The organism is Pseudocitrobacter corydidari (assembly GCF_021172065.1).
Lineage (GTDB): Bacteria > Pseudomonadota > Gammaproteobacteria > Enterobacterales > Enterobacteriaceae > Pseudocitrobacter > Pseudocitrobacter corydidari.
This window is the reverse complement of sequence record NZ_CP087880.1, coordinates 3842549-3856524: the sequence shown is the minus strand read 5'-3', so window position 1 is coordinate 3856524 and position 13976 is coordinate 3842549. Positions and strand designations below refer to the sequence as shown.

11 protein-coding genes are annotated in these 13976 nt (G+C 53.7%); 10 read left to right on the top strand and 1 reads right to left on the bottom strand.

Going from position 1 to position 13976, the window contains the following annotated elements; genetic code table 11:
• Positions 1-25: 25 nt before the first annotated feature.
• The 3 genes from atpD to G163CM_RS17860 all read left to right on the top strand — a co-directional run bounded on the left by atpD (position 26) and on the right by G163CM_RS17860 (position 2746).
• Positions 26-1408 (top strand): F0F1 ATP synthase subunit beta, encoded by a 1383-nt coding sequence (atpD, locus tag G163CM_RS17870; RefSeq protein WP_015966596.1) that lies wholly within the window; start codon positions 26-28, stop codon positions 1406-1408.
• 20 nt (positions 1409-1428) lie between these two features.
• On the top strand, positions 1429-1848 hold the full coding sequence (locus G163CM_RS17865; protein WP_015966597.1) for a F0F1 ATP synthase subunit epsilon: 420 nt from the start codon (positions 1429-1431) through the stop codon (positions 1846-1848).
• Positions 1849-2047: 199 nt separating this feature from the next.
• Positions 2048-2746: a Bax inhibitor-1/YccA family protein gene (locus G163CM_RS17860; RefSeq protein WP_231825821.1), complete on the top strand. Its 699-nt coding sequence runs from the start codon at positions 2048-2050 to the stop codon at positions 2744-2746.
• A 391-nt stretch (positions 2747-3137) separates the two neighbouring features.
• Here G163CM_RS17860 and G163CM_RS17855 read toward each other — a convergent pair whose 3' ends face one another.
• The gene (locus G163CM_RS17855) at positions 3138-5285 is read right to left on the bottom strand and encodes a right-handed parallel beta-helix repeat-containing protein (RefSeq protein ID WP_231825820.1); all 2148 of its coding nucleotides are present in this window, start codon (positions 5283-5285) and stop codon (positions 3138-3140) included.
• A gap of 345 nt (positions 5286-5630) precedes the next feature.
• On the opposite strand from G163CM_RS17855, the gene glmU reads away from it, so the two are divergent.
• The 7 genes from glmU to phoU all read left to right on the top strand — a co-directional run bounded on the left by glmU (position 5631) and on the right by phoU (position 13974).
• Complete coding sequence (gene glmU / locus G163CM_RS17850) at positions 5631-7001, top strand: bifunctional UDP-N-acetylglucosamine diphosphorylase/glucosamine-1-phosphate N-acetyltransferase GlmU (protein WP_231825819.1); 1371 nt, start codon at positions 5631-5633, stop codon at positions 6999-7001.
• 221 nt (positions 7002-7222) lie between these two features.
• A complete protein-coding gene (gene glmS, locus G163CM_RS17845; protein WP_231825817.1) occupies positions 7223-9052 on the top strand; it encodes a glutamine--fructose-6-phosphate transaminase (isomerizing) in 1830 nt (609 codons plus the stop codon).
• A gap of 299 nt (positions 9053-9351) precedes the next feature.
• Positions 9352-10392, top strand: a complete 1041-nt coding sequence (gene pstS, locus G163CM_RS17840; protein ID WP_015966602.1) for a phosphate ABC transporter substrate-binding protein PstS — start codon at positions 9352-9354, stop codon at positions 10390-10392.
• A gap of 127 nt (positions 10393-10519) precedes the next feature.
• Positions 10520-11479 carry a phosphate ABC transporter permease PstC gene (pstC, locus tag G163CM_RS17835; RefSeq protein WP_015966603.1) on the top strand — a complete coding sequence of 320 codons (960 nt, stop codon included), beginning with the start codon at positions 10520-10522 and terminating at the stop codon, positions 11477-11479.
• A complete protein-coding gene (gene pstA, locus G163CM_RS17830) occupies positions 11479-12369 on the top strand; it encodes a phosphate ABC transporter permease PstA (protein WP_015966604.1) in 891 nt (296 codons plus the stop codon). Before pstC ends, pstA begins: the two co-directional genes overlap by 1 nt.
• A 92-nt stretch (positions 12370-12461) precedes the next feature.
• Positions 12462-13235 (top strand): phosphate ABC transporter ATP-binding protein PstB, encoded by a 774-nt coding sequence (gene pstB / locus G163CM_RS17825; RefSeq protein ID WP_015966605.1) that lies wholly within the window; start codon positions 12462-12464, stop codon positions 13233-13235.
• A gap of 13 nt (positions 13236-13248) precedes the next feature.
• Positions 13249-13974, top strand: a complete 726-nt coding sequence (gene phoU, locus G163CM_RS17820; protein WP_015966606.1) for a phosphate signaling complex protein PhoU — start codon at positions 13249-13251, stop codon at positions 13972-13974.
• The last annotated feature ends 2 nt before the right edge of the window (positions 13975-13976 follow it).

Sequence of the window (13976 nt, the reverse complement as noted above, 5' to 3'; positions counted from 1 at the left end):
CAGGTTAATTCGTAGAGGATTCAAGATGGCTACTGGAAAAATTGTCCAGGTAATCGGCGCCGTAGTTGACGTCGAATTCCCTCAGGATGCCGTACCGCGCGTGTACGAAGCTCTTGAGGTACAGAATGGTAATGAAGTGCTGGTGCTGGAAGTTCAGCAGCAGCTCGGCGGCGGTATCGTGCGTACCATCGCAATGGGTTCTTCTGACGGCCTGCGCCGTGGTCTGGATGTAAAAGACCTCGAGCACCCGATCGAAGTCCCGGTAGGTAAAGCAACACTGGGTCGTATCATGAACGTACTGGGTCAACCGGTTGACATGAAAGGCGACATCGGTGAAGAAGAGCGTTGGGCTATCCACCGCGCAGCACCGTCCTATGAAGAGCTGTCAAACTCTCAGGAACTGCTGGAAACCGGTATCAAAGTAATCGACCTGATGTGTCCGTTCGCTAAGGGCGGTAAAGTCGGTCTGTTCGGTGGTGCGGGTGTAGGTAAAACCGTAAACATGATGGAGCTTATTCGTAACATCGCGATCGAGCACTCCGGTTACTCTGTGTTTGCGGGCGTAGGTGAACGTACTCGTGAGGGTAACGACTTCTACCACGAAATGACCGAATCCAACGTTATCGATAAAGTATCCCTGGTGTATGGCCAGATGAACGAGCCGCCGGGAAACCGTCTGCGCGTTGCACTGACCGGCCTGACCATGGCTGAGAAATTCCGTGACGAAGGCCGTGACGTACTGCTGTTCGTCGATAACATCTATCGTTATACCCTGGCCGGTACGGAAGTATCCGCACTGCTGGGTCGTATGCCTTCAGCGGTAGGTTATCAGCCGACCCTGGCGGAAGAGATGGGTGTTCTTCAGGAACGTATCACCTCCACCAAAACCGGTTCTATCACCTCCGTACAGGCGGTATACGTACCTGCGGATGACTTGACTGACCCATCCCCAGCAACCACCTTTGCGCACTTAGACGCAACCGTGGTACTGAGCCGTCAGATCGCGTCTCTGGGTATCTACCCAGCCGTTGACCCGCTGGACTCCACCAGCCGTCAGCTGGACCCGCTGGTTGTTGGTCAGGAACACTACGACACTGCGCGTGGCGTTCAGTCCATCCTGCAGCGTTATCAGGAACTGAAAGACATCATCGCCATCCTGGGTATGGATGAACTGTCTGAAGAAGATAAACTGGTGGTAGCACGCGCACGTAAAATTCAGCGCTTCCTGTCCCAGCCGTTCTTCGTAGCGGAAGTATTCACCGGTTCTCCGGGTAAATACGTTTCTCTGAAAGACACCATCCGTGGCTTTAAAGGCATCATGGACGGCGAATACGATCACCTGCCAGAGCAGGCGTTCTACATGGTCGGTTCCATCGACGAAGCCGTGGAAAAAGCCAAAAAACTTTAACGCCTTAATCGGAGGGTGATATGGCAATGACTTACCACCTGGACGTCGTCAGTGCAGAGCAACAAATGTTCTCTGGTCTGGTCGAGAAAATCCAGGTAACGGGTAGCGAAGGTGAACTGGGTATTTACCCGGGTCACGCCCCGCTGCTCACCGCCATTAAGCCTGGTATGATCCGCATCGTGAAACAGCACGGTCATGAAGAGTTTATCTACCTGTCTGGCGGCATTCTTGAAGTGCAGCCTGGTAGCACGACCGTTCTGGCTGATACCGCCATTCGTGGCCAGGATCTCGACGAAGCGCGAGCCCTGGAAGCGAAACGCAAAGCGGAAGAGCACATCAAGAGCTCTCACGGCGACGTGGATTACGCTCAGGCGTCTGCGGAACTGGCCAAAGCGATCGCGCAGCTGCGCGTTATCGAGCTGACCAAGAAAGCGATGTAACACCGGCTTGAAAAGTCAAAAAGCCAGTCTGGTTTCCAGGCTGGCTTTTTTTATGATTGTGACCCATCACATACATGATATTTATTAATATTCAAAAAGTTAGCCGATCCCTTCAACGCTAATTGTCACCCTCTCGACGCAGTGCTATTTTGTCTCGCATGTAACTATTACAGCTGTAACTATATGAGGGATCATTAGCATGTCATTTAAACCGTTATTTGAAGGCCCGCAATCTGCTCGTCAGACTGACCGCGCCACGTTTATTCGCCAAACCTACATTCACCTTGCCGTTTCGGTGCTGGGCTTTATTTTGCTGAGCGCAGTGTTTATGAATCAGGGCGTGGGCGAGATGATGCTGGCAAAACTGGCCGCGGGCGGTCGTTATGGCTGGCTGGTGATACTGGGGGCGTTTATGCTGGTGAGCATGCTGGCGACGCGTCTCGCCGATAACGTGGCATCAGACAATACCCAGCAGATTGGTCTTGGGATTTACGTGCTCGCTGAAGCGTTAATCTTCGCGCCGTTGCTCACCATGGCCAGATACATCAACCCGGACATCATCCCATCCGCTGCGATTACTACGTTGCTGCTGGTGTGCGGCCTGACCTTTACCGCCTTCACCACGCGTAAAGACTTTTCTTTTATGCGCTCTTTTTTGACGATGGCGAGCTTTATCGCGCTGGGCGCTATTGTGGCGAGCGTGATACTCGGGTTCTCTCTTGGCATTTGGTTCAGTGCCGCGATGGTGCTGCTGTGCGCAGGGTTCATTCTGTACGATACGTCTAACATCATTCACCACTATCCAACCAACCGCCCTGCGGGGGCGGCGCTGCATCTGTTTGCGTCCATCGCCACGATGTTCTGGTATGTGCTGCGTCTGTTTATGTCACGCAACTAAGTTCACGCGGTAAATCGTGCATATGCAGGTTTTACCGCGCTGTTTCAATTTGCCTGAAACTGAAAAGCGGTTTTGATATTTTGTGATGAACATCACAAAAAAGTTGATCGATTAAAAAATGAGGCGTAGACTTCTTTTTGTGAGTTGAGTCACAAAAATTATTTTCCTACAAAGGTGCTATCATGAAACTGATCAACAAAATCATCGCTCTTTTCAGCTCTATGAATATCTCTTTCGGTACTATCAACCACTAAGGTTGCATGGCTGAAAGCCTCGTTTGCTGTGTTTCGTTTTGCGCTGTACCGCTAACTAAAACCACAACACATGCGGTGTGAACGAGAACCAAACGAAGAAGGTCGCCTGATGGCGACCTTTTTGTTTATGGGCAGTTTTAGTTTTTAGTCAGGAAATCCCCGGTCTTAAAGCTGCCATCCGCGTTACGCTCCAGCGGCTGTGGCAGGTCCAGCGAGAGATACTCCTTGCTGTTTATGCTTTTCCCTTCAGCAATAAAGATGTTGCTGGCATCAATATTCCCCACCACCGCATCATCGTATTTTCCAGGCGTTGTGCGCAGCGACAGGTTGTCACTGAAGACACCCTGCGTTGACGCATCGCCGTAGGGGCTCGGGCGGAAGATGTAGTTGAAACGCTGATTGTCGACGGCAACGTTGTTCACCACCACCAGCTTGCCAGGGTTAAAGTTATCGGTGAAGCCATCAAGGTGGTTGCCAATCGCAATACTGTTACGGATCTCATGCGCGACCGGTTGCCCTTCTCCACCTAACTTAAAGCCGTTACTGGTGTTGTTACGGGCGATGGAGTTCTCAATGACCACCACCCCGTTGGCGCCGTCTTCGATCTTGTTAAACAGATCGTAGCCGTCATCAATGTTGTCGTGTGAATAGCATCCTTCCAGCCGGTTACCTTCTCCCACGCGCATCTTCACCGCAAAGCCGTCGGCATTGATCTTACCCGGATCTTCATTGCTGAACGATTCTGAATTCACCACCCGGTTATAGCTGGCCCAAAGTGGGCGACCCAGTTTATCCGGTGAAGAGATTTGAATCCCTGTATCGTCGTTGTGATAGGCCACAACGTTCTCGATAATGTTATGGCTGCCCTGAATACGCAAACTCTTGTCGGTAATATCGATACCGTTGAGATGCCAGTAGTTCGCGTCCAGCAGCATACCGTGGATCACCGCTTTACCGTTGGCCGTCAACGTTTTCGGCTTCTCCTTCAGGCCGCTGGCGCTGAGTGGAATATCCGTTTTCGGATAGCTTCCCGCGGCAAGAATAATCTTTCCGCCGGGCGGCAGCAGGCTGATAGCGGTATTGAGATCTAACGGTGATGCTTGCGTCCCTTTCCCTTCCGCTTTTCCGTCTGGTGCGACATACAGCGTGTTGCCCGTGATGGTCGTGACGAGTTGCACGTCCATACTCTGGGTTACCGGCTTGTCGTTTGTGGGCGTCCAGATAATCTGGAAATTATTGTTCTCATGAAGCTGAGTGGGCAGGGTAAACATCTCGCCGGCCTTCACCGCTTTATCAAGCCCGATCACCACTTCGTTGTGACGCACGGTAAAGTTTCCGTCACCGTTGGCACGCGCCTGGAGGGTATAATCCTTGCTCAGACTCTTATCTGCGGACGCTATCTGCATCACCGGCGGCCAACTTTTCGCCACAAAAGGTGCGGATGCCACGGTTTGCGCGCTAGACGTGGTGAGTGACGCATCGCTGACGGTGATTTTTGCATTACGCGAGGCAAAGAAGCCGACGTAGTAATGTTGCTTATCCTGCACCGAAATTAGATCGGCGCGCGGCAGTTTTTCGCTGACCCACTCTTCACTGCCCGCAGGCGCCCAGGCGGTAATGAAGCCTTCGTTCGTACGTTCAAGCTTCAGGCGGAAGGTCGGCGTCTTTTGCAGGTCAACTTCTTCTTTGTAGCTCACCTTATTTATCGCTGACCCGGCATTGCCCCACGGTTGTGTGATGCCTTCGCGCGCGATGGCCTGTAGCTTCACGCGGTGAGCATCTTTTTTGTCCTGCGTCATGATGGCATTCATCACCATGTTGGCTGCGGCGGGGAACTCTTCATAACCCTCTTTCAGCGGTTCCTGTCTCGGGGTGCCAATCACATCGCGCACCAGTAAACCCGCACCCTCTTGTGCCGCCGGTTTGGCGCCGTTTTCCGGGCCAAACTGATCGACGGTCACCGTGGCCTGCAGCACAAAGTTTTCATCCGTAGGGAGTTGGGTATAGAAGAACGTCAGACCGTCATGCGAGTTAGCAATCTTGCCGCCGCGGCTTTCGATTGTTATCGGTTTACTCAAATCTGCCGTGCTATCCGGGCTGAGCGTTTTACCCTCAATGGTGACATTATTCACACCAATCTTTTCCGGCAGAACGTTGGAAGAGAAATTCATATCTGTCGATTGCCCAAAGGCGATCGCTTTCCAGAGTGGTGCGTCTGCGGCCAGTGCTGGTAGGGTGATAGCAGCGCTGCACAGGGTTAAAGCCAGAGGTAATTTGTTTTTCATATTATCTTCCTGAATGGTTTCCCGCTGCGATTATCACCAAAATGAAATGCTGTTTCTTTTTTGTTCGTCACAAAACCGCTCAAATAAAACACTGTTTTATTTCTAGGCGATCTTTATTCAGGTGACAAAAGAAGAGCCTAAGCAGTGGCATAGCGCGTAATTCGGCGTGTTGCCTAAACTTTTACAAGACAAAACCTTTTATGATGGTCGAAAATGGGCCTGGAAAGGCGTGTAACAACAGACGGTTGACCGTTTTAACAGCAGACCATTTCATGATGAAAAATATGTAGAAATTTCAAGGTGAAATGGGGTTTACTTCCTACTTAATTTACAGACAGGATGCATATGTCTAACAGTACAATGAGCGTCGTGATCCTTGCCGCTGGCAAAGGCACCCGCATGTATTCCGAACTTCCTAAAGTGCTGCACACCCTGGCAGGAAAGCCGATGGTGCAACACGTCATTGATGCTGCCAATAAATTAGGCGCAGCGCAGGTTCATCTGGTGTATGGCCACGGCGGCGAACTGCTCAAAAAGACGCTGACCGACGGTAACCTGAACTGGGTGCTTCAGGCAGAACAGCTGGGTACGGGCCATGCCATGCAGCAGGCCGCGCCGTTCTTTGCCGATGATGAAGACATCATGATGCTGTATGGCGATGTACCGCTGATTTCCATCGAAACGCTGCAACGCCTGCGCGATGCGAAACCGCAGGGCGGCATTGGCCTGCTGACCGTCAAGCTCGACGATCCTACCGGCTATGGCCGCATCACCCGCGAAAACGGCAAAGTGACCGGTATCGTTGAGCATAAAGACGCCAGCGATGAACAGCGTCAGATTCAGGAAATTAACACCGGCATTTTGATTGCCAGCGGTGCGGATATGAAGCGCTGGTTGTCGAAACTCAACAATAACAATGCGCAGGGTGAGTTCTATATCACCGACATCATCGCGATGGCGTATCAGGAAGGGCGTGAAATTGCCGCCGTGCATCCTGACCGCCTGAGCGAAGTAGAAGGCGTCAACAACCGCCTGCAACTCTCTCGTCTCGAACGCGTTTACCAGTCTGAGCAGGCTGAAAAACTGCTGCTGGCGGGCGTAATGCTGCGCGACCCGGCGCGTTTTGATCTTCGTGGCACCCTGACGCACGGGTGCGATGTGGAAATTGACGCTAACGTTATTCTGGAAGGCGACGTTACGCTGGGCAACCGCGTGAAAATTGGCGCAGGCTGCGTGATTAAAAACGCGGTGATTGGCGATGATTGTGAAATCAGCCCTTACAGCGTGGTGGAAGACGCACGTCTCGACGCCGCCTGCACTATCGGCCCGTTCGCACGTCTGCGTCCTGGCGCGGAACTCATGGAAGGCGCACACGTTGGCAACTTCGTTGAAATGAAAAAAGCGCGTCTGGGTAAAGGCTCGAAAGCCGGCCATCTGACTTACCTGGGCGATGCGGAAATTGGCGACAACGTGAATATCGGCGCAGGCACCATCACCTGTAACTACGATGGTGCGAATAAATTCAAAACCATCATTGGGAATGATGTGTTTGTGGGTTCTGACACGCAGCTGGTGGCGCCGGTTACCGTCGGCAATGGTGTGACCATCGCCGCAGGCACCACTGTCACGCGCAATGTTGCTGATAACGAACTGGTTTTAAGCCGTGTACCGCAGGTCCATAAACAGGGCTGGCAGCGTCCGGTGAAGAAGAAGTAATACTGTAAGGGGATAAACCCCGTTGATCTATTTGTAGGCCTGATAAGGCGAAGCCGCCATCAGGCAGACAGGGGATGAGGAGATAACATAATCTCCCGCCCAAAATGCAGTACTCAAAATAATAACCCCACTCTCTACAAAGGCTCGGGGCGCCCGAAAATACGGGCATACAGGTTGACCGACAACGACTGGCATATCGCCAAAATCGGAATTAAAAAACTATGTGTGGAATTGTAGGCGCAGTCGCGCAACGTGATGTAGCTGAGATCCTTCTCGAAGGTTTACGTCGTCTGGAATACCGTGGTTATGACTCCGCGGGTCTGGCGGTCGTTGATGAAAAGGGCAACATGACCCGTCTGCGTCGTCTGGGTAAAGTCCAGATGCTCTCTCAGGCGGCGGAAGAACACCCGCTTCACGGCGGCACCGGTATTGCTCACACCCGTTGGGCAACGCACGGCGAACCTTCAGAAACCAACGCGCATCCGCATGTTTCTGAACACATTGTGGTGGTGCATAACGGCATCATCGAAAACCACGAACCGCTGCGCGAAATGCTGCAGGGCCGTGGCTACACCTTCGTGTCCGAAACGGATACCGAAGTAATCGCGCACCTGGTGCACTGGGAAATGGAGCAGGGCGGCACACTGCGTGAAGCCGTGCTGCGCGCCATCCCACAGCTGCGTGGCGCGTACGGCACCGTGATTATGGATACCCGCAATCCGGACACTCTGCTGGCCGCGCGCTCTGGTAGCCCGCTGGTTATCGGCCTCGGCATGGGTGAAAACTTTATCGCCTCTGATCAGCTGGCGCTGCTGCCGGTAACTCGCCGCTTTATCTTCCTTGAAGAGGGTGATATCGCGGAAGTGACCCGTCGTGCGGTAACCGTGTTTGATAAAACTGGCGCAGAAGTCAAACGTCAGGATATCGAATCCAATCTCCAGTATGACGCGGGCGATAAAGGTATTTACCGCCACTACATGCAGAAAGAGATTTACGAGCAGCCGAACGCCATCAAAAACACCCTGACCGGCCGCATCAGCCACGGGCAGGTTGATTTAAGCGAACTGGGGCCGAATGCCGACGAACTGCTGGCGAAAGTCGAGCATATTCAGATCATCGCCTGCGGTACCTCCTACAACTCCGGGATGGTTTCCCGCTACTGGTTTGAATCGCTGGCGGGCGTACCGTGCGACGTGGAAATCGCTTCTGAATTCCGCTATCGCAAATCCGCAGTGCGTCGCAACAGCCTGATGATCACCCTGTCGCAGTCTGGTGAAACGGCAGATACCCTCGCGGGCCTGCGTCTGTCGAAAGAGCTGGGTTACCTGGGGTCTCTGGCTATTTGTAACGTTCCGGGCTCTTCGCTGGTCCGTGAATCCGACCTGGCGATGATGACCAATGCCGGTACTGAAATCGGTGTAGCGTCTACCAAAGCCTTCACCACGCAGTTGACCGTTCTGCTGATGCTGGTGGCGAAACTGGCAAGCCTGAAAGGTCTGGATGCGTCCATCGAGCACGATATCGTTCATGGCCTGCAAGCACTGCCGAGCCGTATTGAGCAGATGCTGTCGCAGGACAAACGTATTGAAGCGCTGGCAGAAGATTTCTCCGACAAACATCACGCGCTGTTCCTCGGCCGTGGCGATCAGTACCCGATTGCCCTGGAAGGCGCGCTGAAGCTGAAAGAGATCTCGTACATTCACGCGGAAGCTTATGCCGCAGGCGAGCTGAAACACGGCCCGCTGGCGCTGATTGACGCGGATATGCCGGTTATCGTGGTTGCACCGAACAACGAACTGCTGGAAAAACTGAAATCCAACATTGAAGAAGTTCGCGCGCGCGGTGGCCAGTTGTATGTCTTCGCCGACCAGGATGCTGCTTTCACCAACAGCGACAACATGCACATTATTGAGATGCCGCACGTTGAAGAGGTGATTGCGCCAATCTTCTACACCGTGCCGCTGCAACTGCTGGCGTACCACGTGGCGCTGATCAAAGGCACCGACGTTGACCAGCCGCGTAACCTGGCAAAATCGGTGACCGTAGAGTAATCACACAGGCTCCACCTTCGGGTGGAGCTTTTTTTTGCGCCATTCCCCGCCTGAGATTTATGACAATCTGTCATTTTCAGCTACTGTTTCTGATGTCATAAAAAGAAAATATTGCTGAAATCTGAAATTCGCTACAAAGAACAAATTATTGAATTGTATGGGTTTTATATCCATGTTTTCGGTAAGTACTTCCTTGTCATAAAACTGTCATATTCCATACATATAACTGTCACCTGTTTGTCCTATTTTGCTCATCGTAGCCATTAAACAATGCTTTATGAATCCTCCCAGGAGACATTATGAAAGTTATGCGTACCACCGTCGCAACTGTTGTCGCCGCGACCTTATCGATGAGTGCTTTCTCTGCGTTTGCTGCAGCAAGCCTGACGGGTGCTGGTGCAACATTTCCGGCGCCGGTGTATGCCAAATGGGCTGACACCTACCAGAAAGAGACCGGTAATAAGGTTAACTACCAGGGTATTGGTTCTTCTGGCGGCGTAAAACAAATTACCGCTAACACCGTGGATTTCGGCGCATCTGATGCCCCGCTGTCTGACGAAAAACTGGCGCAGGAAGGCCTGTTCCAGTTCCCGACCGTGATCGGCGGTGTGGTTCTGGCTGTAAACATTCCGGGTCTGAAATCTGGCGAACTGGTGCTGGATGGTAAAACTCTGGGTGACATCTACCTGGGTAAAATTAAGAAGTGGGATGACGAAGCCATCACCAAACTGAACCCAGGCGTGAAACTGCCTTCGCAGAATATCGCCGTCGTGCGTCGTGCGGATGGCTCCGGTACCTCCTTCGTCTTCACCAGCTACCTGGCGAAAGTGAACGAAGAGTGGAAATCCAAAGTTGGTGCAGGCTCTACCGTAAACTGGCCGACTGGCCTCGGCGGTAAAGGCAACGACGGTATCGCGGCGTTCGTACAGCGTCTGCCGGGTGCGATTGGTTATGTCGAGTACGCTTACGCGAAACAGAATAACCTGGCCTACACCAAAATTGTTTCTGCCGACGGTAAGCCGGTAAGCCCGACCGAAGAGAGCTTCTCTAACGCTGCCAAAGGCGTCGACTGGAGCAAATCTTTCGCTCAGGACCTGACCAACCAGAAAGGTGACGATGTGTGGCCGATTACCTCCACCACCTTCATCCTGGTGCACAAAGAGCAGAAAAAACCGGAGCAGGGCGTAGAAGTGCTGAAGTTCTTTGACTGGGCTTACAAAAACGGCGCGAAACAAGCTAACGACCTGGATTACGCGTCACTGCCGGACAGCGTGGTTGAGCAGGTTCGTGCCGCATGGAAGACCAGCGTGAAAGACAGCAGCGGTAAAGCGCTGTACTAACGGGAAATTTTGACGAAAATGGCGGGTGGCGCTGCGCTTGCCCGCCCTACGGTTCAGACTGTAGGCCCGATAAGCGTTTGCGCCATCGGGCAACTTCGTAAAACGCGTTTAACGGAAAGAGTGATTTATGGCTGCAACCAAGCCTGCTTTTAACCCACCGGGTAAAAAGGGTGACATGATCTTCAGCGCGCTGGTAAAACTGGCTGCGCTGATTGTGCTATTGATGTTGGGCGGCATTATCGTGTCCCTGATCATCTCCTCCTGGCCGAGCATCGAAAAATTCGGCTTTTCATTCCTGTGGACCAAAGAGTGGGATGCGCCGAACGATATTTACGGTGCGCTGGTTCCCATCTACGGCACCCTCGTCACCTCGATTATCGCGCTGCTGATCGCCGTTCCGGTGAGCTTCGGCATCGCGCTGTTCCTGACGGAACTTGCTCCCAACTGGCTGCGTCGCCCGTTGGGTATCGCTATTGAACTGCTGGCGGCTATCCCGAGTATCGTTTACGGCATGTGGGGCCTGTTTATCTTTGCTCCGCTGTTTGCCACGTACTTCCAGGAGCCGGTTGGCAACGTTCTCTCCAACATCCCGTTTGTGGGCGCGCTGTTCTCCGGCCCGGCCTTTGGTATCGGGATTCTGGCGGCTGGCGTGATCCTCGCCATCATGATCATCCCGTACATCGCGGCGGTCATGCGCGATGTGTTCGAACAAACGCCGGTGATGATGAAAGAGTCGGCCTACGGTATCGGCTGCACCACCTGGGAAGTTATCTGGCGCATCGTCCTTCCGTTCACCAAAAATGGCGTGATTGGCGGTGTGATGCTGGGCCTGGGTCGTGCGCTGGGGGAAACCATGGCGGTGACCTTTATCATCGGTAACACCTACCAGCTCGACAGCGCCTCGCTGTACATGCCGGGCAACAGTATCACCTCGGCGCTGGCAAACGAATTCGCGGAAGCGGAATCCGGGCTGCACGTCGCGGCGCTGATGGAACTGGGTCTGATCCTGTTTGTGATTACCTTTATCGTGCTGGCGGCATCTAAGTTCATGGTGATGCGCCTGGCGAAAAACGAGGGGGCGCGTTAATGGCTACGCTCGAAATGCAAAACACGGCGGCCCTGGCGGAATCTCGCCGCAAAATGCAGGCGCGTCGCCGTCTGAAGAACCGTATCGCGCTGACGCTTTCGATGGCGACGATGGCGTTCGGTCTGTTCTGGCTGGTGTGGATTTTGATGTCCACCGTAACCCGTGGTATCGATGGGATGTCGCTGGCGCTGTTCACCGAAATGACGCCGCCGCCGAACACGGCGGGCGGTGGTCTGGCGAATGCCCTGGCGGGGAGCGGGTTGTTAATCCTGTGGGCGACCGTTTTTGGTACGCCGCTCGGCATCATGGCGGGTATCTACCTGGCGGAATATGGCCGTAAATCCTGGCTGGCGGAAATCATTCGCTTTATCAACGACATCCTGCTTTCTGCACCGTCGATTGTGGTCGGTCTGTTTGTTTACACCATCGTGGTGGCGCAGATGCAGCACTTCTCCGGCTGGGCCGGGGTGATCGCGCTGGCGCTGTTGCAGGTGCCCATCGTTATTCGTACCACCGAAAACATGCTCAAGCTGGTGCCGGACAGCCTGCGTGAAGCGGCTTACGCGCTGGGTACGCCGAAGTGGAAGATGATCTCGGCGATTACGCTGAAGGCGTCCGTGTCGGGGATCATGACCGGTATTCTGCTGGCGATTGCCCGTATCGCGGGTGAGACCGCGCCGCTGCTGTTTACCGCGCTCTCGAATCAGTTCTGGAGCACCGACATGATGCAGCCGATCGCTAACCTGCCGGTCACCATCTTTAAATTTGCGATGAGCCCGTTTGCCGAGTGGCAGCAACTGGCCTGGGCCGGGGTGTTGATTATTACCCTGTGCGTACTGCTACTGAATATTCTGGCGCGCGTTGTTTTCGCGAAGAAGAAACACGGTTAACACTTTGCCGGATGGCGGCGTGAACGCCTTATCCGGCCTACGGTAAGCCTGATAAGCGAAGCGCCATCAGGCACGATGAGGAAGAGATTGAGATGAGTATGGTCAATACTGCCCCGGGTAAAATTCAGGTTCGTGATTTGAACTTCTACTACGGCAAATTCCATGCCCTGAAGAACATCAACCTGGATATCGCCAAAAACCAGGTGACGGCGTTTATCGGGCCGTCCGGCTGCGGGAAATCCACGCTGCTGCGTACCTTCAATAAAATGTTCGCGCTCTACCCGGAGCAGCGTGCGGAAGGGGAAATTCTGCTCGATGGCGACAACATCCTGACCAACACCCAGGATATCGCCCTGCTGCGGGCGAAAGTGGGCATGGTATTCCAGAAACCCACGCCGTTCCCGATGTCGATTTATGACAACATCGCCTTTGGCGTGCGTCTGTTTGAAAAGCTCTCGCGCACCGATATGGACGAGCGCGTGCAGTGGGCGTTGACCAAGGCCGCATTATGGAACGAAACCAAAGATAAACTGCATCAGAGCGGGTACTCTCTTTCTGGTGGTCAGCAGCAGCGTCTGTGCATCGCGCGCGGCATCGCTATTCGCCCGGAAGTGTTGCTGCTGGATGAACCGTGCTCCGCGCTGGACCCGATCTCCACCGGGCGAATTGAAGAGCTGATCACCGAACTGAAACAGGATTACACCGTCGTTATCGTGACCCACAACATGCAGCAGGCTGCGCGTTGCTCGGATCACACGGCGTTTATGTACCTGGGCGAGCTGATTGAGTTCAGCGACACGGATGCACTGTTCACCCGCCCGGCGAAGAAACAGACTGAAGATTACATTACTGGCCGCTACGGTTGATTTGGAGTTAACCATGGACAACCTCAATCTTAATAAACACATTTCCGGCCAGTTCAACGCCGAGCTGGAAAGCATCCGCACCCAGGTGATGACCATGGGCGGCATGGTCGAGCAGCAGCTCTCCGACGCGATTACCGCGATGCACAACCAGGACAGCGATCTGGCCAAACGCGTGGTGGAAGGCGACAAACAGGTCAACATGATGGAAGTCGCCATCGACGAAGCGTGCGTGCGCATTATCGCCAAACGCCAGCCGACGGCGAGCGACCTGCGTCTGGTGATGGCGATCATCAAAACCATCGCCGAGCTGGAACGTATTGGCGACGTTGCCGATAAAATCTGCCGCACGGCGCTGGAGAAGTTCTCTTCTCAGCACCAGCCGCTGCTGGTGAGCCTGGAATCGCTGGGCCGCCACACGGTGCAGATGCTGCATGACGTGCTGGATGCCTTCGCGCGTATGGATCTCGACGAAGCGGTGCGTATCTATCGCGAAGATAAGAAAGTCGATCAGGAATATGAAGGCATCGTGCGTCAGTTGATGACTTATATGATGGAAGATCCGCGCACTATCCCAAGCGTGTTAACGGCGCTGTTCTGCGCGCGTTCAATCGAGCGTATCGGCGACCGCTGCCAGAATATCTGCGAATATATCTTCTACTTCGTGAAAGGACAGGATTTCCGTCACGTGGGCGGCGATGAGCTGGATAAGCTGCTGGCGGGGAAAGACCCGAAAGAGTAACA